The organism is Stenotrophomonas sp. YJH_SMC_33 (genome assembly GCF_059372295.1).
Genome location: NZ_JCAFVJ010000007.1, coordinates 1 through 26206 on the forward strand (window position 1 = coordinate 1; position 26206 = coordinate 26206).

Genomic DNA, 26206 nt, shown 5'->3' on the forward strand with positions numbered 1-26206 from the left:
CTGGTGGAATACATCCAGTACTACAACCAGGAGCGCATCAAATTGAAATTGAAGGGCCTGAGCCCGGTACAGTACCGGGAGCAGGCCCAACAGGCCCAATCGGCCGCCTGACCCCTGTCCAAGTCTCGGGGGTCACTTCAGAGGCGGGGCTTGCGTGCAGCAGCAGTATGGGCGGACGTCGATGAAAGCGACGTCAGCCCATCACGGCATCAGCCGTTGGCCTTCAGCTTGGCCAGGCGCAGCCAGGTATCAACCACGGTGTCCGGGTTCAGCGACACCGACTCGATGCCTTCCTGCATCAGCCATTCGGCCAGATCGGGGTGATCGGACGGGCCCTGGCCGCAGATGCCAACGTACTTGCCCTTGGCACGTGCTGCCTTGATCGCCATCGACAGCAGCTTCTTCACTGCCGGGTTCCGTTCGTCGAACAGGTGCGCGACGATCGACGAGTCGCGGTCCAGGCCCAGGCTCAGCTGGGTCAGGTCGTTGGAGCCGATCGAGAAGCCGTCGAAGATCTCCAGGAACTCATCGGCGAGCAGTGCGTTGGACGGCACTTCGCACATCATGATGATCTTCAGGCCGTTCTCGCCCTGCTTCAGGCCGTTCTGTTCCAGCACCTCGACGACCTTGCGGCCTTCTTCCAGGGTGCGCACGAACGGAATCATGACCCACAGGTTGTCCAGGCCCATTTCGTTGCGCACGCGCAGCACGGCCCTGCACTCAAGCGCGAAGGCGGCCGAGAAGCTCGGGTCGACGTAACGGCTGGCGCCGCGGAAGCCGATCATCGGGTTCTCTTCGTGCGGCTCGTAGTTGCTGCCGCCGATCAGGTTGGCGTACTCGTTGGACTTGAAGTCCGACAGGCGCACGATCACCGGGTTCGGTGCAACCGAGGCGGTGAGGGTGGCGATGCCTTCGGCGAGGCGGTCCACGTAGAAGCTGACCGGATCACCGTAGCCGGCGATCTTCTCGTCGATCTTCTTCTTGGTCGCGGCGTCCTGGCGGTCGTATTCCAGCAGCGCATTCGGATGGATGCCGATGTGGCTGGCGATGATCATTTCCAGGCGGGCCAGGCCGATGCCGGCGTTCGGCAGCTGGCCGAAGTCGAAGGCACGTTCCGGGTTGGCCACGTTCATCATGATCTTCAGCGGGGCCGGCGGCATGTTGCCCAGATCGGTCGTGGTGCGTTCGAAGCCGAGCTTGCCTTCGTAGATGAAGCCGGTATCGCCTTCAGCGCAGCTGACGGTGACCAGCTGGCCATCCTCGATGAACTGGGTGGCGTTGCCCGAACCGACCACGGCTGGCACGCCCAGCTCGCGCGCGATGATCGCGGCGTGGCAGGTGCGGCCACCGCGGTTGGTGACGATGGCCGAGGCGCGCTTCATCACCGGTTCCCAATCGGGATCGGTCATGTCGGCGATCAGCACGTCGCCCGGCTGCACGCGGTTCATGTCGTCCAGCGTCTTCACCACGCGGGCCACGCCCGAACCGATCTTGGCGCCGACGGCACGGCCCTCGGCCAGCACCTTGCCGCCCTTCTCGGTCAGCGCGAAGCGCTCGATCTGGGTGGCGTGGCTGCGCGACTTCACCGTTTCCGGGCGCGCCTGCACGATGAACAGCTTGCCGCTGACACCGTCCTTGGCCCACTCGATGTCCATCGGGCGGCCGTAGTGCTTTTCGATGACCAGCGCCTGCTTGGCCAGTTCCTGCACGTCCTCGTCGCTGATCGAGAAGGTGGTGCGCAGTTCGGCCGGGGTGTCTTCAATACGGACGCGCTCACCGGGGACATCCGAATACACCATGCGGATCGCCTTGCTGCCGAGCGAGCGGCGCAGGATCGCCGGCTTGCCGGCCTGCAGGGTGGGCTTGTAGACGTAGTATTCGTCCGGATTGACCGCGCCCTGCACGACCATCTCGCCCAGGCCGAACGAGGAGGTGACGAACACCACGTCGCGGAAGCCGGACTCCGTGTCCAGGGTGAACAGCACGCCGGAGGAGCCGACGCCCGAACGCACCATCAGCTGCACGCCGGCGGACAGGAACACGTCCTCATGCTTGAAACCGTGGTGCACGCGGTAGGCGATGGCGCGGTCGTTGTACAGCGAGGCGAACACTTCCTTGACCTTGTGCACGACGTCGTCGGCACCGGTCACGTTGAGGAAGGTTTCCTGCTGTCCGGCGAAGGACGCATCCGGCAGATCCTCGGCGGTGGCAGACGAACGCACGGCCACGGCAACGTCGCCGCCGCCATTCTCGGCGCTCAGCTTGGCATAGGCGGTGCGGATGTCCTGGTCCAGCTGCGGCTGCAGCGGGGCGTCGATTACCCAGCCGCGGATTTCCTTGCCGGCGGCGGTCAGCGCATTGACGTCCTCGACGTCCAGCGTGGCCAGCCTGTCGAAGATGCGCTTGGACAGGTCGTTGTGCGCGATGAAGTCCTTGAAGGCTTCAGCGGTGGTGGCATAACCGCCCGGCACCGAAACGCCCAGACCGGCCAGGTTGCCGATCATCTCGCCCAGGGACGAATTCTTGCCGCCTACGCGGGCCAGATCGGCCAGACGCAGTTCGTGCAACCACAGGATGTTCTCGTTCAAGCGCGATGCTCCGTTTGGCCATCGCCCGAGGCGGGCTGAGTGGCCGCGTCCGTAGGAAGAAGCCGATATGATGCCGGGCAGAGCACCGTCGGCACAAGCTTGTGCTGGCGGCCTTTTTAAGCTTCGTAGGGGGTAAAAGCGCGCATGTCGACCATCCGTCCGGTGTTCTACGTTTCCGATGGAACCGGTATCACCGCTGAAACCATTGGGCATAGCCTGCTGACCCAGTTCTCCGGATTCAGCTTCATTACCGACCGAATGTCGTTTGTCGACGACCCCGAAAAAGCGCGTGAAGCCTGCGCCCGGATCCAGGCGGCAGGTGAGCGCTACCAGGTCCGGCCGATCGTGGTGAACTCCTGCGTGGACCAGAGCCTGAGCCTGATCCTGGCCGACAGCGGGGCGCTGATGCTGGATGTGTTCGCGCCGTTCATCGAGCCCCTGGAGCGTGAACTGGCCAGCCCGCGCCTGGCCCGGGTCGGCCAGGCCCACGGCATGGTCGATTTCGATACCTACCACCGCCGCATCAACGCGATGAACTTCGCCCTGACCCATGACGATGGCATTGCGGTGAACTACGACGATGCCGACGTGATCCTGGTGGCGGTGTCGCGCGCCGGCAAGACGCCCACCTGCATCTACCTGGCCCTGCATTACGGGGTGCGCGCGGCCAACTACCCGTTGACCGACGAGGACCTGGAAAGCGACCGCCTGCCGCCGCGCCTGCGCAACTACCGACGCAAGCTGTTCGGGTTGACCATCGACCCGGACCGCCTGCAGCAGATCCGCCAGGAGCGCCGCCCGAACTCGCGCTACGCCAACCTGGACACCTGCAAGCGCGAGGTGGCCGCGGCCGAGACCATGTTCCGCATGGAGCGGATTCCGACCCTGAGCACCACGCATACCTCGATCGAGGAGATTTCCAGCAAGGTGCTGGCCACGCTGGGGCTGCAGCGCGAGCTGTATTGATCCGTGCGCCACGACCAACGGTCGTGGCCTACCTCCGGGGTGATGACCCTCCTGCGCTGGGGCATCGACCCTCCTGCACGGTGGGTATCGACCGTTGGTCGATACCGAGCCCCTTTGGTCGGGGTGATCCCGCCCCCACGTTGAAGCACCAACGTGTAGGATCGACCCATGGCCCGAGCCTTGCCCCGTACCGAACGCATTCCCCGCCTGAGCCGGCTGAGCTGGCTCATGGGCCTGTACGCGGAGAACTACCGCCATCTGGTGCGCCTGTTCGAACCGGCTGGACTGATGACGGGCAGCTACGTCTCCTCGGTCGGCGATGGCCTGGACGTTCGCCTGGACGTGATCGAGTGCCACCGCTACACGGTGGAACTGCGGCTGACCTACGACCTGGCCGACCCGGTCACTGGCGAGCCTGATCCATCGGCCTATGTTCGCCTGTACCGTGACGCGCGCCAGGCCGAGACCACCCACTGCTACGTCGGCCGCCGCTGGCAGGACACCATGGGGCTGTACCCGCCGCCGGCGGAGCTGATCAGCCACCGCATGCGGATGAACACCTTCCTCGGCAAGTGGCTGGAGTACCTGGCCGAGCGCGGCCACGGCGTGGCCACGCTGCGCCGCGATGCCGATGGCGTCGCGGCGCCCGCCGAACGCCGCCTGTCGCTGGTGCGCTGATCGGCCATAATCCACGGCTCACCTGCCGCTGGATGCTGCCCATGCCGTACACCCCGATCGTCGCCACCCTGGGCTACGTGCTGTCGCCCGATCGTCGCCAGGTGCTGATGATCCATCGCAATACGCGCCCCGGTGACCATCATCTGGGCAAGTACAACGGGCTGGGTGGCAAGATCGAACCGACTGAAGACGTCGCGGTAGGCATGCGTCGCGAGATCGCCGAGGAAGCCGGCATCGACTGCACCGGCATGCGCCTGCGCGGCACCATCAGCTGGCCGGGATTCGGCAAGCACGGTGAGGACTGGCTGGGCTTCGTGTTCGTCATCGACAGCTTCGAAGGTACCCCGCACGGCGGCAACCACGAAGGTACGCTGGAGTGGGTAGATCTGGACAAGCTGGACACGCTGCCGATGTGGGAAGGCGACCGCAACTTCCTGCCGCTGGTGTTCGACGCCGACCCGCGCCCGTTCCACGGGGTTATGCCGTACAAGGACGGGCGCATGGTCAGTTGGTCCTACAGCCGGCTGTGACCCGGTGAATCGGGGAGGTGCCAACCATTCCGGGGAGTGCCAATCTGGGTTGGCACGCTCTTTTGGTCGATTAATACCCGGGCAATATTGACAGTCATAAATTACCCGGGCAATATTCGCGCATCACCTCTGATGCCATTGCCATGCCTGCGTCCCGACTCCCTCCTTTCAGTTGTTTCGACGGCCATCGCCTCGTTGCCTGCGGCAGCCCGGAAGTGGCGGCACTGGCGCTCAAGCGGCTGCGCGCCGACAACGCTGCCGGACCATTGCTGGTGTTCGACAACGCCACCGGTCGCACCCGCGATTTCGATACGCGCGGCAGTGACGAGGAACTGCTGGCGCGGGTAACCGAAGCGTTTCCCCCCTCTGACGAGGCGGATGCCGAAATCACTGCCGAAGACGCTGCGACCCCGCGTGGCCGTGGCCGCCCCAAGCTGGGCGTGGTCGCCCGTGAAGTGACCTTGCTGCCGCGCCATTGGGCCTGGCTGGCCGAGCAGCCGGGCGGCGCCTCGGTGGCATTGCGAAAACTGGTGGAGACGGCCAGCCGCGCCGGTGCGGACAAGGACCGCCGGCGTCGCGATGCCGAACGCGCCTATCACTTCCTGCAGACCATCGCCGGCGACCTGCCGGGCTTCGAGGAGGCCATCCGCGTGCTGTTCGCGCACGACCGTGCGGGCCTGGAAGCGGTGCTGCATTCCTGGCCCAGGGATGTGCGCGACCACGCCCTGCGTCTGGCGTTCGACAGCGCTGACGGCTGATCCATCGCGCCGTCGTTGAACGGCGGCGCCACCTGATCGCGGGCCACGGCCCGGTCCCCTGTGCTTGCTTTGCTGGTGGAAACGCCGGGCAGGGCAGCGCCTTGCCCAGAGAACCCCATGAACTCCCCTGTACATCCCACGCCCCTGGTCGCGCCGCCTCTGTGGCGCACCTACCTGGCCCTGCTGCTGCCCATGCTGATGACCAATGCACTGCAGCTGGCCGCCGGCACGCTGGACAACGTCTACCTCGGCCATCTGCTTGGCACGCAGGCGGTGGCTGCCGCCGCTGCGTTCTTCCCGGTGTTCTTCCTGCTGATGGCCCTGGTGATGGGCCTGGCGACGGGCGCAATGGTGCTGATCGGCCAGGCCTGGGGCGCTGGCCAACCGCAGCGGGCACGCGCCGTGGCCGGCAGCGCGGTGGCGCTTGCCCTGCTGTTGTCGCTGCTGGTGATGGGCGTGGGCGGCGTGTTCGCGCCGCAGATGCTGGCGGCACTGGGGACGCCGGCGCCGGTCCTCGGTGAGTCCATCGTCTATGCGCGGGTGCTGCTGCTGAGTGCGCCGGTGTTCTTCCTGCTGTGGCTGGCGACGGCCGTGAGCCGCGCGGTGGGTGATGCAAAGACGCCGCTGCACGCGCTGCTGCTGGCGACCGTGCTCGGCCTGCTGTGCACGCCACTGCTGATCCTCGGCTGGGGCGGCCTGCCGCAGCTGGGCGCGGCCAGTGCCGCGGTGTCGGCAGCATTTGCCTCGCTGCTGGCGTTGGTCTGGTTGCTGTGGAGCTGGCATCGCCTGGGGCATCCGCTGGCACCCGGCCATGAGCTGCTGCGGGCCATCCGTTTCGATGGCGCGATCATTCGTTCGATGCTGCGCATCGGCGTGCCGTCCTCGCTGCAGATGCTCAGCCTGGCCATTGCCGAGATCGTGTTGCTCGGCTGGATCAACCGCTATGGCTACACCGCCACGGCGGCCTACGGTGCGGTCAACCAGTTGATGAGCTGGGTGCAGCTGCCGGCCATGTCGCTGGGCATCACCGCCACCATCCTCGCCGCGCATGCGATGGGGGCAGGACGTGCGGCACGATTGCCCGCCATTGCCCGCACCGGGGTGCTGCTGGGCCTGGCGATGCTGACGGTCGTGGTGCTGCTGGTGATGGCGCTGGCGCCGTGGCTGACCGGCCTGATCCTGGCGGCGCCGGAGGTGCGCGAACTGGCCGCACTTCAGCTGCGCACGGTGGTGTGGGGCGTGCTGGCGATGGGCGGCACCACGGTGCTGGTCGGCGTGATGCGCGGCAGCGGGACTGTGCTGCTGCCGGCGTTGCTGGGCATGACAGCGGTGTTGCTGCTGGAGCTGCCACTGGCGATGTGGCTGCAGGCGCGGCACGGGCTGACCGGCCTGTGGTGGGCGTGGCCGCTGGGACTGGTGGCGATGCTGGTGTTGCAGATGATGTGTTTCGCGAGGTGGCGCAGCCGGTTGCCGGCGGCGGCCTGACCGCAGCGCCATTGCCGGGGCAGCCGGCCAGCGGCCGGCTCCACCGCTCGGTCGGATCGCATCCGGCGAAAATCCACGCCGATGCGGGTCGGGTAGCGCCGGGCCATGCCCGGCGGCAATCAGCGCCGATGCGCCAGCAGCAGGTGGAAATGCTTCTCCCGCGTCTGCCCGTCATTGCCGGCAGCAGTTTCGCGATGGCTGCGCCAGGCCGAGATGTTGAATCCCGACACGCGCATCGCCAGCTCAACTGCGTCCAGTTCGTGCAGCTGGAAATCGGCGGCAAACGGCAGGCTGCGCATGAAGGCCGCATCGCCGAACGCCAGGCACAGCCGCCCTCCCCGGCGCAGTACGCGCGCAAGCTCGTCCAGCACCGGGGCCAGGTTGGGCCAGAAGTACAGGGTGTTGACCGCCAGTGCGGCATCCACGGATGCCTCGTCCACCGGCAGCGCATGGGCATCGCCAAGCCGCATCGCGGCCCGGTCGCCCAGGCCGGCACTGGCCAGCCGCCGGTTGCCGGCCTCGACCATGGCGGCGGACAGTTCAACGCCCAGGTACTGGCTGCCCGGCGCTTGCAACAGCTGGGGCGCGAAGGCCGCATTGCCGGGGCCGATCTCCAGGATGCGTTCGCCGGCCGCCACCGCCAGCAGCCCGATCGCGGCCAGGTTCAGGGCGCTGTTGCTGCGGTTCATCGAGTCGGCCACCGCCAGTGCGGCGTCGCCATGGGGCTGCCGCAGCTGCGCGGCCAGGGTGGAAGCATCCAGCATCGTCGTCGTCCATCGAAAAGATTCGGACGTGGCGGCGGCGGGTCCGCCGATGACCATAGCGCTGACCTTGCGGCTTGGGAAGTAGGGAAACCCCGCTGCAAGGTGATGAGGAAATGTCCAGCGTCGCAGTCGGTGAGATCTGGTTGTCCACAGGGGGTGTGGATTACGCGTGGGCAACTTTGTGGATAAACCGCGACAGGCGCCACCCCCCTAGGCTGTCAAGATGGGTGGCGAAAAATTCACCGCCGGTGAGGGTGCGTGAGGGAGCAGTGAAGGCCGCGGCCTGCCGGCGCTGTCGCCGGCAGCGGCGCTCGCGGTAACCTGTGGGCCTCGATGCTCCGTGAGACCCCATGAAACGTCACTTCTCGATGCTGCGCGAATTCCAGCTGGCCGACTGGTTCACCTTGGCCAATGCTTTCTGCGGCACCGGTGCGGTGTTTGCCGCAATGCGCTTCCTGCAGGACGGCGAGCGCGGCTACCTGCTGTTCGGCATGGCGCTGATACCGCTGGCCTTCATCTTCGACGCCCTCGACGGCCGCATCGCGCGCTGGCGCAAGTCCAGCTCCACCCTGGGGCGCGAGCTGGATTCGCTGTCCGACGTGATCTCGTTCGGCGTCGCGCCGGCGGCGCTGGCCTATGCATGTGGCATGCAGGGCGGCTGGGACTGGCTGGTGCTGAGCTATTTCGTCTGCTGTGGCGTCAGCCGCCTGGCGCGCTACAACGTCACCGCCGAGGCAATGACCGGCGACGAGGGCAAGGTCACGTATTTTGAAGGCACCCCTATCCCGACCAGCCTGGTGCTGGTGATCGTGCTGGCGATCGCCGCCGGTACCGATGCCATCGGCCAGAACATCTGGTTCGGCCAGTGGCAGATCGGCCCGTGGCAGCTGCACCCGATGGTGCTGCTGTTCGCCCTGTCCGGGTCGCTGATGATCAGCAAGACCCTGCGCATTCCCAAGCCATGAGCCAGCCCTGCGGAGGCCTGCGATGACCAGCTCGGCCCACGACGCCGGCAGCAGTGATTTCGAGACCCTGGCCCGGCAGTACTTCGGCGCCTGGGGCGATGCCCTGCGCCACGCGGGCACGCCCAGCGCACCGGCGGGCGACGACCCGGGCAGCTGGCAGCGCCTGTTCGACTGGTGGGGCCAGCTGTTGCCGGAACAGGGCCCAGGCGCGCCGGAAGATGCCGTGCGCCGGTTCCGCGAACAGGCCGGGAGCTGGTACGGCACCATGCAGGAGGTCGCCGCTCGGTTTGCCGGCCGCGACGCCAGCAGTGCCGATGTGGCCCAGGCCTGGCGTGAGGCGGTGCAGGGGCAGGGCGATGGCATGCTGCAATGGATGCTGCAAGGGGCCCGTGGCAGCACCCACGCCGGCGCCGCCGTGCCCGAATTCGCCGCATGGCTGCAGCAGTTCCAGCTGCAGGCGGGCCCATGGCTGCAGAGCCCGGCATTCGGCCCCGGCCGCGAGCACCAGGCGCGCTGGCAGGCCCTGCTGCGTGCGCAGGAAGAATACCAGCAGCATTCGCGCGCCTATGTCGACCTGATCAAGCGGGCACTGGACGAGGCCTTTGCGTTGTTCGAGCAGCGCCTGGCCGAGCACGAACAGCCGGGCAGCCAGCTGACCAGCGCCCGCGCGATGTTCGACCTGTGGATCGAAGTGGCCGAGGAGGCCTACGCCAAGGTCGCCATGTCCGAACCGTTCCAGCAGGTGTACGCCTCGCTGGGCAACGCGCAGATGCGCCTGCGTGCCGGCCTGCAGCGCGAGGTGGAACAGATGAGTGAACGTATCGGCCTGCCGACCCGCAGCGAGATGGATGCCGCACACCGCCGTATCGCCGAGCTGGAGCGCAGCCTGCGCCGCCTGCAGGCGCAGGTGGCAGTGCAGGCCGGAACCGCTGCGGTCGATCCGGTTGCGCAGCCGGCGCCGGCAAAAGTGAAGCCTGCCGCGCGCAAGGCCGCGAAGAAGACCGCACCGGCAACGAAGGCGCCTGCAAAAAAGGCGGCTGCGAAAAAGCCCCAATCTCGCACCTCCTCACGGGCGAGTGACCGATGAAGGGACCGTTGGGCTTCAACGCCGATGACCTGATGCAGGAGACCCTGGCCATGCAGCGCAAGCTGATGGAGGGGTTGAAGCTGCTGCCGCAGGTGGAAGACGTGGACTATGGCGTGACCGCGCGCGAGGAAGTCTGGCGCGACGGCAAGGTGGTGCTGTACCGCTTCGTCGGCGAACAGGCGCCGACCCGGCGCACGCCACTGCTGATCGTGTACGCGCTGGTCAACCGGCCGTACATGGTCGACCTGCAGGCCGACCGCTCCCTGGTGCAGAAGCTGTTGGCGCTGGGTCAGGACGTCTACGTGCTGGACTGGGGCTACCCGGATCGCTCGGAGCGCTTCCAGACCCTGGAGGACTACCTGCTGCGCTACATCGACGGCGCGGTGGATGCGCTGCGTGCGCGCAGTGGTAGCCCGGTCGACCTGCTCGGCATCTGCCAGGGTGGCGTGTTCGCGCTGTGCTACGCGGCGCTGCGCCGGCAGAAGCTGGGCAAGCTGATCACCATGGTCACCCCGGTCGATTTCCAGACCGCCGACAACATGCTCTCGCACTGGGCGCGGCAGGTGGACGTGGACCTGCTGGTCGACACGCTGGGCAACATCCCGGCCGACCTGATGAATGCCAGCTACCTGATGCTCAAGCCATTCCGCCTGAACGTGCAGAAGTACGTGGGCCTGCTCGACATCCTCGATGACAAGGCGGCGCTGGAGGACTTCCTGCGCATGGAAAAGTGGATCTTCGATTCGCCGGACCTGGCGGGCGAGGCGTTCCGCGATTTCATCAAGCAGTTCTACCAGGCCAATGGCCTGATGAAGGGCACGGTACGGATCGGCGACGAAGCGGTGGATCTGTCGCAGGTGACGCTGCCGGTGTTGAACATCTACGCCGAGCAGGACCATCTGGTGCCACCGGACGCCTCGCGCGCGATGCGCGGGCGCCTGGGTACGGATGACTACACCGAGTCCAGTTTCCGCGGTGGCCATATTGGTATCTACGTGTCCGGCCGCGCGCAGCGCGAAGTGCCGGCCACGATCGATGGCTGGCTGAAGGCGCGCGACCTGTAGAGTCGGGCCCTGCTCGACTGACCTGGGGGGATGATGACGTACCGGATTCTGTTGATTCTTGCGGTACTGCTGGCAGCGCCACTTGCCCAGGCCGCACCCAGTGCGGATGCACGGCGGGAGATCGCCCAGTTGATCGCCAGCCTGGACGGCTCGCAGTGCCGGTTCCAGCGCAATGGCAGCTGGTACGACGGCAGCGATGCGCGCGCCCATCTGCAGCGCAAGTACGACTACCTGCTGAAGAAGGACATGGTGGACAGCGCCGAGCAGTTCATCGAGCGCGCCGCCAGCCAGAGCAGCATGAGCGGCAAGCCTTACCGCATCCAGTGCCCGGGTCAGCCTGAACAGACCGCAGCCACCTGGTTCGGCGCACGCCTGCAGGCCCTGCGCCACCGCACGCCGTAGACATGGGGGCGGTGTAGAGTCGAGCCATGCTCGACTGCTTTTTCCCGCAGCCCAGGAGAACCGCCATGAACACCACGCCGCGCACGCTGTCGCGTTCATTGAACGACCGCATGATTGCCGGCGTGATGGGCGGCATCGCCCACCGCTTCGGCTGGAGCCCCACGCTGGTGCGGATCGTGTTCGTGCTGATATCGATTGGCTCGGCCGCCTTCCCCGGCATTCTGATCTACCTGATCCTGTGGCTGCTGATGCCGAACGAGGCCGATTGAACACGGCCGCTCGACCCTGGCCGCTGTGGCTGCGTGCGCTGCAGATGCTGGGCGCAGCATGGACGTTGCCCAATTCGCTGCTCGGCCTGATTGGCGGCCTGGCCGGTATGCTCGGCGGCGCGTCATTGCGTTGGAGCGCGCGCGACTGTGCGCTGGTGTTCGACCGCTGGCCGTGGGGGCCAGGCGGGGCGATCACGCTGGGGAACGTGATCCTGCATACCGGCCATGACCTGGGCATTTCCTGCCGCACCTATGCGCATCAGGCGGGGTGGGGCGTGGAACCGCTGATCCGGCTGGATGATCACGAACGTGCGCACGTGTACCAGTACATGGTACTGGGGCCGCTGTACCTGCCGGTGTACCTGCTGTGTGGCGGGGTGAGTGCGCGGAATCCATTCGAGCGCGCGGCCGATCATTTTGCCCGGTTCGGGCACGGCTGGTGGCCGTAGGTTCCAGCCAACGGCGCAGCCCCTCGTGGCGTGGTCGCGGAATACGTTTCATGCGATTGGGCCGGGCGGGATGGGTTCGCGGGACACGCCGTAAACCCATCCATGGGGGCTCGATGGCGCCATCCATGGCGCCAACGGTCCCGCGAACCCATCCCGCCCGGCCGCTGACAGTTCCCGGCCGCGTCCAGCCACGGAAAAGAAAAAGAACAGCAGAAGCGGGTCGCGCGCTGCGCTTGCTCGTGTAGAGCCGAGCCCGCGCTCGGCTGCTTTCAGGCCAGCTCGCGAAGCCGAGCGCAGGCTCGGCTCTACAACAAAAAAGCGGCCAGCCCGGCTGCTTCTGCTTTTGATCTTCTTTTTATTCTCCGTGGGTGGCGGCAGGCACCAGGAATCTGTCAGCGGGCGGGAGGGTGGGTAGGGCGGGGTGTCCGCGGCATGGATGCCGCGGCCAAGCCCCCATGGATGGGTTCACGGCGTCCCCGGCCTACCCACCCTCCCGGCCAGCCCACAGGAAACCGGCTTTCCGCGACCAACCAAACCACCCACGAGGGGCTGCGCCGTTGGCGGGAATCCCGTACTGATTCGTTAGCCGGAAGTTAAAGATCCGTAAGCATTCTGCTGCGATCCCGCCGTCATCTGCATGCAACCGATCGTCATTAGCCTTCGTGACGTTCCAGTCAGGTTCGACGCGGTAAGCTCTCCCTCGATGAGCTCGCAGCATCGCTCATCGAGTGCAGTACGCAGTAGCAATTTGGAGGAATACATCACATGGCAATCGTTCTTTATGTCGGTGGTAGCAAGGATGGCGAGAAGGGCGTGGTGCCCTACGGCTTCAGCAAATCCCGCGCCGACACCGCGCTGGGGCCGGAGTTCTACACGGAGCGGTTCATGGAACTGCAGGGTGTCGGCAAGGTCCGCCTGATGGCCCTGGAAGGCATGCGTGACGAGATCGTCATGCAGCGCGCCGCCCGCCACTACCGCTGACCTTCGTAACACGCGGCAGGGCGCGCCCACCATCGCGCGCCCGCGCCGGCATCCCAGCCCAGGGCCAGTCCGGGCCCGCGCTTTGCCAGGATGCCGGCGTCCAATCCGGCTACGCCGCTGAACCTTGCGCCCTGTCAATGCCTTGTCCGGCTCCGTCGCGGGTTGCCAGAATGGGGTCTTCCCGTAATGCGGCACAGACCTGAAGCAATGCACGACGCCAAGAACGCCCAGAGCGCGCTCGCCCAGCAGATCGCCCAGACCATCGCCGACGAGATCGGTGCCCAGTCCGCCCAGGTGCGCGCCGCCGTCGGCCTGCTCGACGAGGGCGCCAGCGTTCCGTTCATCGCGCGCTACCGCAAGGAAGTGACCGGCGGCCTGGACGACACCCAGCTGCGCAACCTGGAAGTGCGCCTGACCTACCTGCGCGAGCTGGAGGACCGTCGCGCAGCGGTGCTGGCCAGCATCGGCGAACAGGGCAAGCTCAGCGACGAACTGCGCAACGACATCCTGGCCGCCGATACCAAGAGCCGTCTGGAAGACCTGTATCTGCCGTACAAGCCCAAGCGCCGTACCCGCGCCCAGATCGCCCGCGAGGCGGGGCTGGAGCCGCTGGCCGATGGCCTGCTGGCCGACCCGACGCAGGACCCGCAGAGCTTTGCGGCCAGCTTCGTCAATGCCGACAAAGGCGTGGCCGACACCAAGGCTGCGCTGGAAGGTGCGCGCGCGATCCTGATGGAGCGCTGGGGTGAAGACGCCGCGCTGGTCGGCGAACTGCGCACCTGGCTGGGCGAAACCGGCGTGATCCGCGCGCGCGTGGCCGAGGGCAAGGAAACCGAAGGCGCCAAGTACCGCGATTACTTCGATCACGCCGAGTCGTTGGCGAAGATTCCCTCGCACCGGCTGCTGGCGCTGTTCCGTGCGCGCCGCGAGGAGATCCTGTTCCTGGAGCTGGACCCCGGCAGTGATGCCGAGGCCGGCCACCAGTACGCCGAAGGGCGCGTGGCGCGCAGGGCCGGCATCGCCGACCAGGGCCGCGCCGCCGACCGCTGGCTGCTGGACGCCTGCCGGCTCACCTGGCGCGCCAAGCTGCACACGCACCTGCTGCTGGACCTGTTCAACCAGGCCCGCGAGAAGGCCGAAGCCGAGGCCATCGCGGTGTTCGGCGACAACCTGAAGGACCTGTTGCTGGCGGCACCCGCCGGCCCGAAGACCGTGCTCGGACTGGACCCGGGCATCCGCACCGGCTGCAAGATCGCCGTGGTCGATGCCACCGGCAAGCTGGTGGCCACCGACACCATCTACCCGCACGAGCCGCGTCGCCAGTGGGAGCAGTCGCTGCAGACGATCAAGCAGCTGTGCGCCAAGCACAACGTGGAACTGATCGCGATCGGCAACGGCACCGCCAGCCGTGAAACCGACAAGCTGGCCGGCGAAGCGATCAAGGCCGCTGGCAACCCGAAGCTGCAGAAGGTGGTGGTCAGCGAGGCCGGCGCGTCGGTGTACTCGGCGTCCGAGTTCGCGGCCAGGGAGTTCCCGGAGCTGGACGTGTCGCTACGTGGGGCGGTGTCGATCGCCCGCCGCCTGCAGGACCCGCTGGCCGAACTGGTGAAGATCGAACCCAAGGCCATCGGTGTCGGCCAGTACCAGCACGATGTGGACCAGTACCGTCTGGCGCGCGCGCTGGATGCCCGCGTGGAGGACTGCGTGAACGCGGTGGGCGTGTACGTGAACACCGCTTCGGCTGCACTGTTGTCGCGGGTGTCCGGCCTGTCGGCCACGGTGGCCGAGAACATCGTGCGCCACCGTGATGCGAACGGCCCGTTCAAGCGCCGCAAGGACCTGCTGAAGGTGGCGCGCCTGGGCGAGAAGACCTTTGAACAGTGCGCGGGCTTCCTACGCATTGCCGACGGTGATGAGCCGCTGGATGCTTCGGCGGTACACCCCGAGGCCTACCCGGTGGTCGAGCGCATCGTGGCCAGCACCGCGCGCCCGATCAAGGCGCTGATCGGTGATGGCAGCTTCCTGCGCGGCCTGAAGGCCGAGCAGTTCACCGATGCCACCTTTGGCGTGCCGACCGTGCGTGACATCCTCAAGGAACTGGAGAAGCCGGGCCGAGACCCACGCCCCGAGTTCAAGGCGGCACGCTTCGCCGAGGGCGTCGAGGACATCAAGGATCTGCGCGAGGGCATGGTGCTCGAGGGTGTGGTAAGCAACGTGGCGGCCTTTGGTGCCTTCGTCGATATCGGTGTGCACCAGGATGGCCTGATCCACATTTCGGCCCTGTCCGATACGTTCGTGAAGGACCCGCGCGACGTGGTCAAGGCCGGCGATATCGTCAAGGTGAAGGTGCTGGAGGTGGACGTGGCGCGCAAGCGCATCGCCCTGACCCGGCGACTGGACGATACCCCCGGCCAAGCCACCAGCCGCCCGGGCCAGCGTGATGAGCGCGGCCATGGGCAGGGTCCGCGCCGCGATGCAGGCGGCCAGAACCGCGGGCCGAACCGGGGCCAGGGCAATGGAGGCCGTCCCGCCGCGTCCGCGCCCCCGGCCAACAACGCCCTGGCCGAGGCCTTCGCCCGCGCCAAGCGCAGTTGAGGACCGTGTTCCCCGTCACGCTTGATTCGTGGCGGGGGACTTGTCGATTTTCCCCGTGATTGCGCACACTTGCGCCTGAGGGGAGGCGTCCGGCCACCCCGCTGTTGCTGGGGAGGGCCATGACGCCAGCAGGACCCGTCGTCTTCGTTGAGGTCTGCAGCGTCGCGCTGCGGCCGCGGCCTCCCTGTGCGGGCCGGGGTACGGGTTGATGGCCGGCCAGGGAACCAACGGCAACGGGTTGCTGGAGCGGCGCCTGCAGGCGCTGGCCGAAGAGCGTCGTCGCCTGGCGATGATCATTGACGGCACCGCCGCCGGCACCTGGGAGTGGAACGTGCAGACCGGCGAGATGCGGGTCAATGCGCGCTGGGCGGAGATCGTCGGTTATCGCCTGGAAGAGCTGGAGCCGGTGTGCCAGAAGACGTTCCTGAAGCTGGTCCATCCCGATGACATCGTCCTGTCCGACGCGGCACTTGAGGATCATTTTGAAGGCCGCAGCGACAACTATGTCTGCCTGCTCCGCATGCGCCACAAGAACGGCCAGTGGATATGGATCCACGACCGTGGCCGCGTGTTCGAATGGGATGGGCAGGGACGACCGCTGTGGATGGCCGGTGCGCATGCCGACGTGACCGAGCTGCAGCAGGCGCGGCAGGACGCCGCCGAAAGCCGGCAGCGGCTGCAGGCCGTGGTCGATGCGTCCGACGAGGTGGCGGTAATCGCGACCGATACCGAAGGCACCATTACCCTGTTCAATACCGGTGCGCAACGCCTGCTGGGATACAGCGCGGAGGAAGTGGTCGGACAGCGGCGACTGGGTGATTTCCACGATCCGGACGAGTTGGCGGCATGGCTGCGCCCGCTGGCGGCTGCGGACGGACGCCTGCCGGGCGCGTTTGAAGCCCTCAGCGCCCGTGCCGATGCGCAGACCTATTCAAGGCAATGGACATTGCGGCGCAAGGACGGCCAGCCACGCCAGGTGCGCCTGTCGATCAGCCGCATGGATGGTGCCGGCGGCGCTCGCATCGGCTACGTCGGCATGTCCATCGACATCACCGAGATCCTGCAGGCACGTGCCGAAGCACGCCTGGCGGCGGAGAAATTCGCCGGTGCGTTCACGTCGGCGGCGCTGGGCATGGCGCTGGTGTCGCTGGAGGGGCGCTGGCTGGACGTCAATGACGCCCTGTGCCGGATCCTGGGCTACCCCCGCGAGGAACTGCTGCAGGTTGATTTCCAACGCCTGACCCACCCCGATGACCTGCAGGCCGACCTGGCCCTGGTGCAGGATCTGCTGGCCGGGCGGCGCAGTCACTATCACCTGGAAAAGCGCTATCTCGATCGCGACGGCAAGGTGATCTGGGCGCGGCTGTCGGTCTCGCTGGTGCGCAACGAGCATGGCGAGCCGCTGCATTTCGTGTCGCAGATCCAGGACATCAGCGCCCAGCGCAGCAGCGAACAGCGCCTGTTCGAGAGCGAGCAGCGCAGCCGCATCACCCTCGATGCCGTGGCCGATCTGGTGCTCAGCGTCAGTCTGGACGGTCGTATCGATTACGCCAACGCCGCTGCTGTCCGCACCCTCGCCGGTGATGGCGCGCTGTCGCTGGCAGGGCACAACGTGCAGGACGTGCTGGCGCTGACCACCGAATACGCGCCCGGCTCGGTGCTTGATGTATCCGTGCTGCTGGACCCGGAAAGCAATGCGGTGGACCTGCATGCCGACCTTCTGCTGCGCCTGGGCACGGCCACGATCCCGGTCGATCTGACCCACGCCTGGCTGCGCGATGACGAGGGCCATGTGCGCGGCGCGGTGTGGGTGCTGCGCGACGACACCCAGCAGCGGGCGCGGCAGCGCGAAGCCCGCCACCTGGCCGAGATCGATCCGCTGACCGAGCTGAGCAACCGTCGTGGCTTCGAGGTGCATCTGCAGCAGGCGATCACCCGCGTGGAGCGTACCGGCCAGGCCGCCTCGCTGATGTACATCGACCTGGACCGCTTCAAGCCGGTCAACGACACCTGGGGCCATCTGGCCGGTGACGCCGTGCTGTGGGCGGTGGCCAGCGTGCTGCGCCACGGCGTGCGGGATTCGGATGTGGTGGCGCGGCTGGGTGGCGATGAGTTCGCGGTGATCCTGTCCGGTTGCACGCCGCGTCGTGCAGCGCGCATTGGCGGCGAGCTGCTGCACACCCTTGCGTCACTGTCGATTCCGTGGGACCAGGACCGCCTGCATGTGGGCGCCAGCATCGGCATCGCACCCTTGACGGGCGGGATGAGCGTCGACCAGGCCGTGGCGGCGGCCGATGCCCAGTGCTACCGGGCCAAGGCAATGGGCCGCAACAACGTGCAGGTACAGGGCGAGGCGAGTGAGCTGCCGGGCGGCGACATCGATCCGACCGAGGGCTGATCTCAACCTGTGAGAGGGCGTGCGCGAATACTCCGCGCACCTCCCCTCCTACAGGTGGTCCCATGAATGTCTGCAACCCGGTGACGCTGCGTGCCTACGCCCCGGCAATGGTCGGCTGGTGCCTGGCCCTGGCCGCCTGCCTGCGTGCGGAACAGCTGCGCGGCGACCTGCACGCGCAGGCCCTGCTGCCGGTGCTGCAGGGCGGCGCGGTCGCCTTGCTGGTGTTCACGCTGTCCTGCATCGGTGCCGCCAGCATCATGCTGTGGCGGGCGGGCAGGAACGCGGTGGAGTGATGCGGCGGATGGTTACCGCATCCCCCATGCGCAGTTGCGTCAGCGCAGTACTTCATCCGAACTGACCAGCTGCACGTCATGCATCAGGTTGAGGTAAGCCTCGTAATAGCCCTTGTGTGACGCGCCGACGATGGTCAGCATGCGGGTGCCTGGATGCTGGCCGAGCACGTCGCGCATGTTGGCGACCATGCGCAGGTTACGGGTTTCCCAGTAGCCCAGGTAGTTGCGGCCGAAGCCTTCCGGTGAGGGTTCGACAAGCGTCGCGCCGAAGTCGCTGTTGAACGCCACCATCGCGGTCTCGGGTGCGTTGTAGGCGCGATACATCGCGAGCAATCCTTCCGGCTGAACAAGATTGGCTCCGAGCCGTTCATCAGCCGCCCTGCGTGCTTTGACGAAGGCGTTGTCCCAGGCGCCGCGTATGGCGGCAGCGTAGGCCTTCTGCTGCGATTCCGGTATGGGCGAATCCGCAGTGTGGTCGTCCACCGACCACAGGCGCTCCAGTCCGAGGCGTGCGGCAAGCACGCCGGCCACCAGGACGGCCTCGTTGCGGCGGGTCATGCGCGTGTCGAGGAACTGCACCAGCTCCGGAGTCAGGCTGTCGGCCGCACGGCGTTCTTCCCGGGGCAGCCGCAGCCATTGGACGACTGCCGAGCTGCTCTCGCCCGCAGCCAGGAAGACTGCAGCCAAGCGACGTCGCTGGGCAGCGCTTGGCGCCTTGGGCCAATCTGCAAGCAGGCGTTCCATTTCCACGTTGGCGCTGGGCACGTCCAGACCGGTGGCGGCCTGCGCCGGTGCCGGATCGACGCAGTAGTCCGCGACGCTCTCCGCGTATCGGGCCGGATTGCGGCGCATGAAGTCACACTGCAGGCCGGACAGGTTCTCCACTGCGATCGCGGTGGGCCGCCAGGCTTCCAGGCGCTGCAGCAGAGGTTCCAGCATCGCCGGCGTGAAGGTCTCCGGCAGGCTGGACAGGTGTGGGCTGCCAAGCACCAGCACTTCGTTCGGGCGTCCTGCGGGCGGTCCCTTCAGCTGGTCCGGGTGGAAGGCCGGTCGATAGGCGGTGCCGGTGGCCAGCGCATTGCTGCTGCATAGGGCCAGGAGAAGAAGGCTGGCAAAGCGAGGGAACATGCGATCTCCATGTAGATGAGCATCCTGCGGGACCTTCATGCTGGTCGTTTTCCCCTGCGGGCGAACCCCGCATCGGTCATGTAAACCTTTTTTCCTTGAGCTGCATCCTTGTGTGGGCGATGTGGTCGGCTGCCTCCCGGCGCCTGCGCTGTACAGCGTTCCGCCAACCGGTGGCGGAACGGATCCGGTCCAGCCGTTCATTGGCCCAATGCCTTGGTGTGAGGGCGGAGGCTCGTGAAAAAGGCGTGAAGTACACGGCAATCGTCCACCGCATTCCGCCTGCAATGGACGGAGTTGCGACGGACGTCGCGGAATGCCGCTAAAGCGGCCGACGGCATCGCCGATATCCCCTCTGGATCCCGCTCCAGTCACCCGCCGCAGGACCCCAGGCTGCCTTCGATGGGTGGTCCGCGCAGTGTGCTCCGCCGCCCCAGATGCCGATCGCACCCGCAGCAGACGTTCTTGGCAGTCGCTCGAGAGGTGCCGTGGGCACCTGTAGTCCCTGGCAACTGATGTTGCCGCCGGGCATCCCGCCCGGCGGGTCACAACCGCTTACCGGACACCGAGGATCAGACAATGCTCATTCCAGGCTTCATGGCAGGCGCGCAGGCGCCGGACGAGCTGCATACCCGATGGTCGCCGTGGCGTACGCTGCTTGGCGTGCTGGCGCCGCAGCAACGCACCGGCACAGCGAAGGCGATGACCGACCGCACCGAGCTGGAGGCGCAGGTGGCCGCGCTGCATCGCGTGCAGGCCGTCATCGAGTTCGCGCTCGACGGAACCATCCTGCAGGCCAATGACAATTTCCTGCAGGCGATGGGGTACCGGCTGGAGGAGATCCAGGGCAGGCATCATTCCCTGTTCGTCGACCCCGAGCAGGCGTGCAGCGCCGAGTACCGCGACTTCTGGGCGCGCTTGGGGCGTGGCGAATATGACGCTGGCCAGTACCGGCGCTTCGGCAAGGGCCAGCGCGAGATCTGGATCCAGGCCTCGTACAACCCGGTGCTGGACCGGCAGGGGCGGCCTTACAAGGTCGTCAAGTTCGCCACCGACATCACTGCGCAGAAGCTGCAGGCAGCCGACTCGGCCGGGCAGCTGGCGGCGATCGACAAGTCGCAGGCGGTGATCGAGTTCGGCATGGACGGCCGCATCCTTTCGGCCAACGACAACTTCCTGGCCGCCACCGGCTACAGCCTGGACGACGTGCGTGGCCAGCACCACTCGCTGTTCGTCGAGCCCGAGTATCGTGGCAGTGCCGAGTATCGCCAGTTCTGGGAGAAGCTCGGCCGTGGCGAATACGATGCCGGCCAGTACCGGCGCCTCGGCAAGGGCGGGCGCGAGGTCTGGATCCAGGCGTCCTACAACCCGATCCTGGATCTCAACGGAAAGCCGTTCAAGGTGGTCAAGTACGCCACCGACATCACCGCGCAGGTGCATGAGAACCAGGCCATGCAACGTGCCGTGGCGCAGACCCGTGAAGTGGTGGCGGCCGCGAAGGAGGGCGACCTGACCCGGCGCGTGGCCACTGCCGACAAGAACGGGCCGATCGCCGAGCTGTGCGAAGGCGTGAATTCGTTGGTGGAGGCGATGGCCGCGATCATCGCCCAGATCAAGTTCGCCGCCGACACCATCGCCGTCGGTGCCACCGAGATCGCGCAGGGCAACAGCGATCTGTCGCAGCGCACCGAGCAGCAGGCCGCGTCGCTGGAGGAGACTGCGGTGTCGATGAAGGGCCTGGCCGAGACCGTGCAGCGCACCGCGACCAACGCACGGCAGGCCAGTCAGCTGGCCGGTGGTGCTGCTGATGTCGCTGCCCGCGGTGGCAACGTGGTGCACGAAGTGGTCGAGACCATGGCCGTGATCAACGCGTCCTCGCGGCGCATCGTCGACATCATCGGCGTGATCGACGGCATTGCTTTCCAGACCAACATCCTTGCGTTGAACGCGGCGGTGGAAGCAGCGCGTGCGGGCGAACACGGGCGTGGCTTCGCCGTGGTCGCCACCGAGATCCGCGAACTGTCGCAGCGCTCGGCCAGTGCCGCGAAGGAGATCAAGCAGCTGATCGATGCGTCGGTGGCCAATGTCGGCGCCGGTACCGCGCAGGTTGAGAGCGCCGGACGCACCATGGACGAGATCGTGGTCAATGTGCGCCGTGTCAGTGATCTGATGTCCGAGATCAGCACGGCCGCGCAGCAGCAGAGCGACGACATCCAGCAGATGAACCATGCCGTCGATCTGATCGATCAGGGCACCCAGCAGAACGCCGCGCTGGTCGAGGAAGCCTCGGCCGCAGCGCGGAGCATGGAAGAGCAGTCGGCGCAGCTGCTGCAGACGGTGGCCAGCTTCCGGGTGCAGGGCGGGGCCGGGCACCTGCACGGTGGGGCGGTGCTGCGCGCGGTCTAGGCGCGCCGATTGGCGTGTTGTTCCCCGGCCTCGATGGCCGGGGCAGCATGCACGCAGTTGCGGCCGGCATGCTTGGCCTGGTACAGGGCTTGGTCGGCCCGCTCGACCAGGCCGCGCGGGTCGCCCGCCTCATGCGCAGCCTGCCAGGCCACGCCGATGCTGATGGTCACGTGGGCCTCGGTGGCGGGCAGGGCGGCGGCTTCCACGGCGGCGCGCAGGCGCTCGCCCAGGCTCAGGGCATGGGCGGCGTCGGGCGCGGGCAGGGCGGCGATGAACTCCTCGCCCCCGTAGCGGGCCAGGAGGTCATTACCGCGTTGCAGGCAGCCATCGAGGATTGCGGCGACCGCCTGCAGGCGGCGATCGCCTTCCGGGTGGCCGTAGGTGTCGTTGAGTCGCTTGAAGTGATCGATGTCGATCATCAGCACCGCCAGCCCCACGCCCTGGCGACGGGCGCGGCCGTGCGCGCTGCCGAGCGATTCATCGAAATTGCGCCGGTTGCCCAGACCGGTCAACGGATCGCGCCGGGCCAGCAGCGCCAGTTCGTCGCGCTCGCGCTGGATCTGCACCTGGGTCAGTACGCTGCGCAGGGCATAGCCGAGCATGGCGCCGATGAACCCCACTGTGGCCAGGGCCGGCTGCAGGCGTGCCACCAGCAGAGCCACCATCATCAGCAGCAACGGCAGCATCAGCGGCACGCCGGCATCGACGACGCGACGGAGGCTGCGCGGCACAGCCTCCGCCGGTGGGCGGTGCGTGCTGCCGGCCAGCATCGCCAGCAGCACGAACAATCCGCTGATCAGCAGGTCCCCCCAGCCACCCTCGGGTACCTGCGGCTGCCAGGTGTTGATGTAGAACGCCAGCAGGAAGTAGCTCAGCGCGTAGATCGTCAACGTGCGGAAGAAGTCGCGGCGGTCGGCATTGTCCTCGGCAAGGAAGCGGATCAGCGCGAAGCAGAACACCAGGCTGTTCTGCACGTTGCTCATGGTGTGCAGGCACTGCGTCCACAAGGCGGTGTTCAGGTGCGCCATTGCCCGCGTATGCTCGAAGTACAGCAGCCACAGCAGCGCGATGATCATCAGGTCCACCGCACGGATACCGCGGTTGCCGCCGCCCGGGCTGGCAGCCACGTAGGTCAGAGGGATCCGGTAGAACACGTACAGGATCAGCGACGATACGGTCATCTGCGCAGGGCCGAGGCCGGCCACATTGCGATACAGCAGGGCCAGCAAGGCCAGAGAGAACAGGCCGACGGCAGCGCCCAGCGTTCGCCATTTGCAGGCCGCCTGGCTGTCGCGCGCGCGCCGCACGAAGGCCATGGCGGCCAGAAGCGGCGCGGTGATCAGCATCAGGTAGGAGCCAATCGGGTCCTGCGGGCCGATCAAGGCAATGACGAGCGCGTGCGCGACCATGAAAAACAGTGCCGCACGCAACGTCATGCATTCCCCCGCCCCCAGATCCGGCTGGGATCACGATAGGCAGAAGTAGGTGAGGCTGGCAAGAAAAGTGTGCGCCCGGTCTATTTGAAACCTTGCTGGGCGTCACATTCGAATTTCAGCGGGATGACACAGCGTCTTCGATATGGGCATACATCCAGAAGTCGCGGGGCTGTCCCCGCACATGGCGATAGGCGCTCAGCAACCCCTCGCGCTGCATGCCGAGGCGTTCCAGCAGGGCGATCGAGCGGGCATTGCTGTCCAGAACGGTCGCCTGGACGCGAACCAGCCCACAGGTGCCGTGCGCCCAGTCGAGTACCGCTCGCGCCGCATGCGTGGCCAGTCCCTGTCCCTGCCAGCGTGGGTCAAGGTCATAGGCGAGTTCGCCGCGGCCATGCCGTGGGTCGATGCCGTTCAGGCCGACGGTGCCGATCAGCTGGTCGTCGGCGTCCACCAGCGCCCAGCGCTGATCGGATGCATCAGCCAGATAGCGGGTGATCTGCTGCGCCAGCGCCTGTTCGGAAACGTCGCCCCAACTGGTGTGCTCGATCACGCCTGGCAGCGAGAGGTAGTGGGACCAGGCGGCGGCATCGGACGCCCGCAGGATGCGCAAGCGCGCGGGAAGGCTGTCGGCAAGCGTGGGCAGGACATGCTGGGGCATGCCTGCCAGTGTCGGCGCTCTGGCCCGGGGAATGCAAAAGGCCAGGTCATGGACCTGGCCTTTGATGCAGTGGTGCCGGTGAAAGGACTCGAACCTTCATGGGGTCACCCCCGGCTGATTTTGAGTCAGCTGCGTATACCATTCCGCCACACCGGCAGGCAGCGTGCGAGTGTAACCGAGGTCGGCAGGCGATGCATAGTAGGAGGGCCTATGAGGGCGGTTCCTGTCGGCATTGGCTCCTTGGTAGCTATACTTCCAGCGTGCAATTGCCTCCAGGAGCGGTAGCCGATGACAGTGTTGCAGGACCTGAGGGTGCTGGTGGTCGAGAACGACGAAATGAGTGCGGCCCTGCTGCAGATGCAGTTGGTGCATGCCGGCGCGACTGTGGTCGGGCTTGCAGCGAGCGTGTTCGAAGCCCTGCAGCTGCTGGAGCAGAGCACGCCGGACGTGGCCCTGCTGGACTACCGGCTGGCCCGCAACGAGACCAGTGAACCGGTGGCTGCAGCGCTTTCGGCACGTGGCATTCCGTTCGTGCTGGCCACCGGGATGCTGGCCGAGCAGCTGCCGGCGCCGATGTTGGCCGGCCTGCTGCTGGTCAAGCCGTACCTGTCGGCTGATCTGTCACGTGCGCTGGCGCGTGCGGTGGGTCGCTCCAGCGTCAAGGCCTGAGCCGTCCGCCACGGACCTGCAGGGGATACTGCCGGGGGGGGGGAATGCTCGCGTCTGCGATGTTCGGCGGCAATCCCTGATCCAGGAACCCCGCCCAGGCGGGGTTTTTCAATTGCGTCCGGCGCTCAGCCCGCTTCCTCGTACACGTAACGGATCTCCTCGCGGTCGTCGAGGATGCGGTACTGGCGCGCCAGGTCATCCGGTTCGGGGTTGAGCCAGGCGTCGAGGTGTTCCTTGCGGATCGGCACTACGCCGCGGTCATGCCCGGCAGCGACGACGTCGCTGGGCGGTGCGTCGGTGATCGTGGCAAACGACAGCAGGCGGCCTTCCGGTCCTTCCCATTCTGCCCAGAGGCAGGCCAGCAGCAGGTCGCGGGGCGGATCGGGACGGAATTCGAGTACCACGTCCTGTTCCTTTTCGTCGGCACCGAGGGTGCGGCCGGCGATGGCGTGGCGGGGCACGTGCTCGTAGAACGCCTGTACCACCACCACGCCATGGCGCAGTCCGAACGCACCCCGCCAGTAACCTTCCAGGCTGTCGCGCCGCGCATTGTAGGTGCCGGGGTAAAGCACGTCGTTGCGCGCCGGCTTGTCCGGCAGCCGGCACTGGTAGCGCATCGGCCTGATCACGCGCTGGCCGTTCTCGCTGACCATCACCGGTGCGTAGGTGCCGGGGAAAATGCGGTTGTCACGCGGCAGCAGCTGTACCCGATGCAGGTCTTCCAGCCGGGCCTGTGCGCGCTCGATGCGGTTGCCGGCCACGCGCAGGTCGTTGCGCGCCTTCTGCGTGGGCCGGGTGGCCAGCGTGGCATGGGCAATATCGCGTCGTTCGCGTTGCCGGGCCAGTTCGGCCTCCAGTGCCTGTTGCTCCTGCGCATGCCATTGCTGGATCTTCGCCACGATGTCCCGCCCCTGTTCGGTACGCGCACCGGCGAATCCGTCATCCATCGCCTTCGGGGTCTTCGGCCGCTTCTTGCCCGGATCGTGTGCGTACAGCTCGGCGAAGTCCTCCAGCGACAGGATGGCGCCGAACTCGCGTACCAGTTTGGCGTAGTCAGCGCGGATCAGGGCGGAATAGCACATGGGACTCTGTGGGCCTGGGTCGCAGCGGCTGCGACGTGGATGCGGCAGGATAGCCCGACCCATCCGGAGATGCCGCATGAATGATTCCATCACCTGCCAGTTCCGCGAAGCCGTACCCACGGTCGAGGACTACTGCCAGTTGCGCGTGCTCGCAGGCCTCAGCGCCAAGTCCCGCGAAGCAGCCGCCCGCGCACTGCCCAATACGTTGTTCGGCGTGTGCGCTTACCAAGGTGCAGAACTTGTGGCGATGGGCCGTATCGTCGGCGATGGCGGCTGCCACCTGCAGGTCTGTGATATCGCGGTGCTGCCGCGTTTGCAGGGGCAGGGCCTGGGCAAGGAAGTGATGCGGCGGCTGGACGGCTGGATGCAGGCCAACCTGCCGCCGTCGGCGTACGTCAGCCTGCTGGCCGATGGCGAGGCGCATCGGCTGTATGCGCAGTTTGGTTTCGAACCGACTGCACCGGCATCGATCGGGATGTATCGGCGGTTCTGAGCCGTGGGCGGGGTGAAGCCATCTACGCGCAGGGCGGTTTGATGGCAGATCGCGGGCAAAGAAAA

25 protein-coding genes and 1 tRNA gene are annotated in these 26206 nt (G+C 66.8%); 19 read left to right on the forward strand and 7 right to left on the reverse strand.

The genetic code is table 11. The features are described 5' to 3' along the window. Positions 1 to 111, forward strand: a 111-nt coding sequence (locus AC5P9W_RS12145; RefSeq protein ID WP_288042072.1) for an IS3 family transposase, incomplete at its 5' end; no start/stop codon positions are given. Positions 112 to 209: 98 nt separating this feature from the next. Here the strand turns inward: AC5P9W_RS12145 and ppsA are convergent. Continuing rightward, positions 210 to 2588, reverse strand: coding sequence for a phosphoenolpyruvate synthase (gene ppsA, locus AC5P9W_RS12150; RefSeq protein WP_329842083.1), 2379 nt, complete (start codon positions 2586 to 2588; stop codon positions 210 to 212). A gap of 144 nt (positions 2589 to 2732) precedes the next feature. On the opposite strand from ppsA, the gene ppsR reads away from it, so the two are divergent. The 5 genes from ppsR (at position 2733) to AC5P9W_RS12175 (ending at position 7005) form a co-directional block, all read left to right on the forward strand. Further along, positions 2733 to 3554: a posphoenolpyruvate synthetase regulatory kinase/phosphorylase PpsR gene (gene ppsR / locus AC5P9W_RS12155; protein WP_005417170.1), complete on the forward strand. Its 822-nt coding sequence runs from the start codon at positions 2733 to 2735 to the stop codon at positions 3552 to 3554. Positions 3555 to 3722: 168 nt separating this feature from the next. After that, positions 3723 to 4232, forward strand: coding sequence for a DUF1249 domain-containing protein (locus tag AC5P9W_RS12160; protein ID WP_134730765.1), 510 nt, complete (start codon positions 3723 to 3725; stop codon positions 4230 to 4232). Between the two features lie 41 nt (positions 4233 to 4273). Further along, positions 4274 to 4762 carry an NUDIX hydrolase gene (locus AC5P9W_RS12165; RefSeq protein ID WP_329842080.1) on the forward strand — a complete coding sequence of 163 codons (489 nt, stop codon included), beginning with the start codon at positions 4274 to 4276 and terminating at the stop codon, positions 4760 to 4762. 143 nt (positions 4763 to 4905) lie between these two features. Then, a complete protein-coding gene (locus AC5P9W_RS12170; protein WP_021202814.1) occupies positions 4906 to 5520 on the forward strand; it encodes a DUF2239 family protein in 615 nt (204 codons plus the stop codon). Positions 5521 to 5637: 117 nt separating this feature from the next. Next, the gene (locus tag AC5P9W_RS12175) at positions 5638 to 7005 is read left to right on the forward strand and encodes an MATE family efflux transporter (protein ID WP_329842077.1); all 1368 of its coding nucleotides are present in this window, start codon (positions 5638 to 5640) and stop codon (positions 7003 to 7005) included. A gap of 119 nt (positions 7006 to 7124) precedes the next feature. On the opposite strand, the gene AC5P9W_RS12180 is transcribed toward AC5P9W_RS12175, so the two are convergent. Beyond that, positions 7125 to 7769 carry a class I SAM-dependent methyltransferase gene (locus tag AC5P9W_RS12180; protein WP_227844450.1) on the reverse strand — a complete coding sequence of 215 codons (645 nt, stop codon included), beginning with the start codon at positions 7767 to 7769 and terminating at the stop codon, positions 7125 to 7127. A 350-nt stretch (positions 7770 to 8119) separates the two neighbouring features. Between AC5P9W_RS12180 and AC5P9W_RS12185 the strand changes: the two genes are divergently transcribed. The 10 genes from AC5P9W_RS12185 (at position 8120) to AC5P9W_RS12230 (ending at position 18272) form a co-directional block, all read left to right on the forward strand. Beyond that, the gene (locus tag AC5P9W_RS12185; RefSeq protein ID WP_019660264.1) at positions 8120 to 8734 is read left to right on the forward strand and encodes a CDP-alcohol phosphatidyltransferase family protein; all 615 of its coding nucleotides are present in this window, start codon (positions 8120 to 8122) and stop codon (positions 8732 to 8734) included. A 22-nt stretch (positions 8735 to 8756) separates the two neighbouring features. Continuing rightward, positions 8757 to 9821 carry a class III poly(R)-hydroxyalkanoic acid synthase subunit PhaE gene (phaE, locus tag AC5P9W_RS12190; protein ID WP_206621991.1) on the forward strand — a complete coding sequence of 355 codons (1065 nt, stop codon included), beginning with the start codon at positions 8757 to 8759 and terminating at the stop codon, positions 9819 to 9821. Next, positions 9818 to 10885, forward strand: coding sequence for a class III poly(R)-hydroxyalkanoic acid synthase subunit PhaC (gene phaC, locus AC5P9W_RS12195; RefSeq protein WP_111104125.1), 1068 nt, complete (start codon positions 9818 to 9820; stop codon positions 10883 to 10885). Before phaE ends, phaC begins: the two co-directional genes overlap by 4 nt. Positions 10886 to 10918: 33 nt before the next feature. After that, entirely contained in the window at positions 10919 to 11287 is a 369-nt protein-coding gene (locus AC5P9W_RS12200) for a YfeK family protein (protein ID WP_026347052.1), read from the forward strand. 65 nt (positions 11288 to 11352) lie between these two features. Beyond that, positions 11353 to 11556: a PspC domain-containing protein gene (locus AC5P9W_RS12205; RefSeq protein ID WP_329842076.1), complete on the forward strand. Its 204-nt coding sequence runs from the start codon at positions 11353 to 11355 to the stop codon at positions 11554 to 11556. Then, positions 11553 to 12005, forward strand: coding sequence for a hypothetical protein (locus tag AC5P9W_RS12210; protein ID WP_151356488.1), 453 nt, complete (start codon positions 11553 to 11555; stop codon positions 12003 to 12005). Before AC5P9W_RS12205 ends, AC5P9W_RS12210 begins: the two co-directional genes overlap by 4 nt. A 765-nt stretch (positions 12006 to 12770) precedes the next feature. Beyond that, the gene (locus AC5P9W_RS12215) at positions 12771 to 12986 is read left to right on the forward strand and encodes a hypothetical protein (RefSeq protein WP_005410085.1); all 216 of its coding nucleotides are present in this window, start codon (positions 12771 to 12773) and stop codon (positions 12984 to 12986) included. 207 nt (positions 12987 to 13193) lie between these two features. Beyond that, on the forward strand, positions 13194 to 15581 hold the full coding sequence (locus AC5P9W_RS12220; RefSeq protein ID WP_019660258.1) for a Tex family protein: 2388 nt from the start codon (positions 13194 to 13196) through the stop codon (positions 15579 to 15581). Between the two features lie 208 nt (positions 15582 to 15789). After that, on the forward strand, positions 15790 to 17979 hold the full coding sequence (locus AC5P9W_RS12225; protein ID WP_495219274.1) for a PAS domain S-box protein: 2190 nt from the start codon (positions 15790 to 15792) through the stop codon (positions 17977 to 17979). 62 nt (positions 17980 to 18041) lie between these two features. Beyond that, positions 18042 to 18272 (forward strand): hypothetical protein, encoded by a 231-nt coding sequence (locus AC5P9W_RS12230; RefSeq protein ID WP_019660256.1) that lies wholly within the window; start codon positions 18042 to 18044, stop codon positions 18270 to 18272. 39 nt (positions 18273 to 18311) lie between these two features. On the opposite strand, the gene AC5P9W_RS12235 is transcribed toward AC5P9W_RS12230, so the two are convergent. Beyond that, on the reverse strand, positions 18312 to 19400 hold the full coding sequence (locus tag AC5P9W_RS12235) for a DUF5694 domain-containing protein (RefSeq protein ID WP_171952757.1): 1089 nt from the start codon (positions 19398 to 19400) through the stop codon (positions 18312 to 18314). 576 nt (positions 19401 to 19976) lie between these two features. Between AC5P9W_RS12235 and AC5P9W_RS12240 the strand changes: the two genes are divergently transcribed. Beyond that, a complete protein-coding gene (locus AC5P9W_RS12240; RefSeq protein ID WP_495219276.1) occupies positions 19977 to 21803 on the forward strand; it encodes a methyl-accepting chemotaxis protein in 1827 nt (608 codons plus the stop codon). Here AC5P9W_RS12240 and AC5P9W_RS12245 read toward each other — a convergent pair. From AC5P9W_RS12245 to AC5P9W_RS12255, 3 genes are all read right to left on the reverse strand, one after another. After that, positions 21800 to 23239: a GGDEF domain-containing protein gene (locus AC5P9W_RS12245; RefSeq protein ID WP_188250198.1), complete on the reverse strand. Its 1440-nt coding sequence runs from the start codon at positions 23237 to 23239 to the stop codon at positions 21800 to 21802. The two genes, AC5P9W_RS12240 and AC5P9W_RS12245, sit on opposite strands and share 4 nt — an antisense overlap. Positions 23240 to 23354: 115 nt before the next feature. Then, on the reverse strand, positions 23355 to 23897 hold the full coding sequence (locus tag AC5P9W_RS12250; protein WP_005417127.1) for a GNAT family N-acetyltransferase: 543 nt from the start codon (positions 23895 to 23897) through the stop codon (positions 23355 to 23357). A gap of 70 nt (positions 23898 to 23967) precedes the next feature. Then, positions 23968 to 24053: transfer RNA gene (locus tag AC5P9W_RS12255), tRNA-Leu, on the reverse strand. Between the two features lie 132 nt (positions 24054 to 24185). Here AC5P9W_RS12255 and AC5P9W_RS12260 point away from each other — a divergent pair. Further along, positions 24186 to 24566 (forward strand): response regulator, encoded by a 381-nt coding sequence (locus AC5P9W_RS12260; protein ID WP_188250199.1) that lies wholly within the window; start codon positions 24186 to 24188, stop codon positions 24564 to 24566. A 125-nt stretch (positions 24567 to 24691) separates the two neighbouring features. Here AC5P9W_RS12260 and AC5P9W_RS12265 read toward each other — a convergent pair whose 3' ends face one another. Then, positions 24692 to 25648 (reverse strand): SOS response-associated peptidase family protein, encoded by a 957-nt coding sequence (locus AC5P9W_RS12265; protein WP_188250200.1) that lies wholly within the window; start codon positions 25646 to 25648, stop codon positions 24692 to 24694. 76 nt (positions 25649 to 25724) lie between these two features. On the opposite strand from AC5P9W_RS12265, the gene AC5P9W_RS12270 reads away from it, so the two are divergent. Then, the gene (locus AC5P9W_RS12270; RefSeq protein ID WP_072167443.1) at positions 25725 to 26141 is read left to right on the forward strand and encodes a GNAT family N-acetyltransferase; all 417 of its coding nucleotides are present in this window, start codon (positions 25725 to 25727) and stop codon (positions 26139 to 26141) included. Positions 26142 to 26206: the final 65 nt, after the last annotated feature.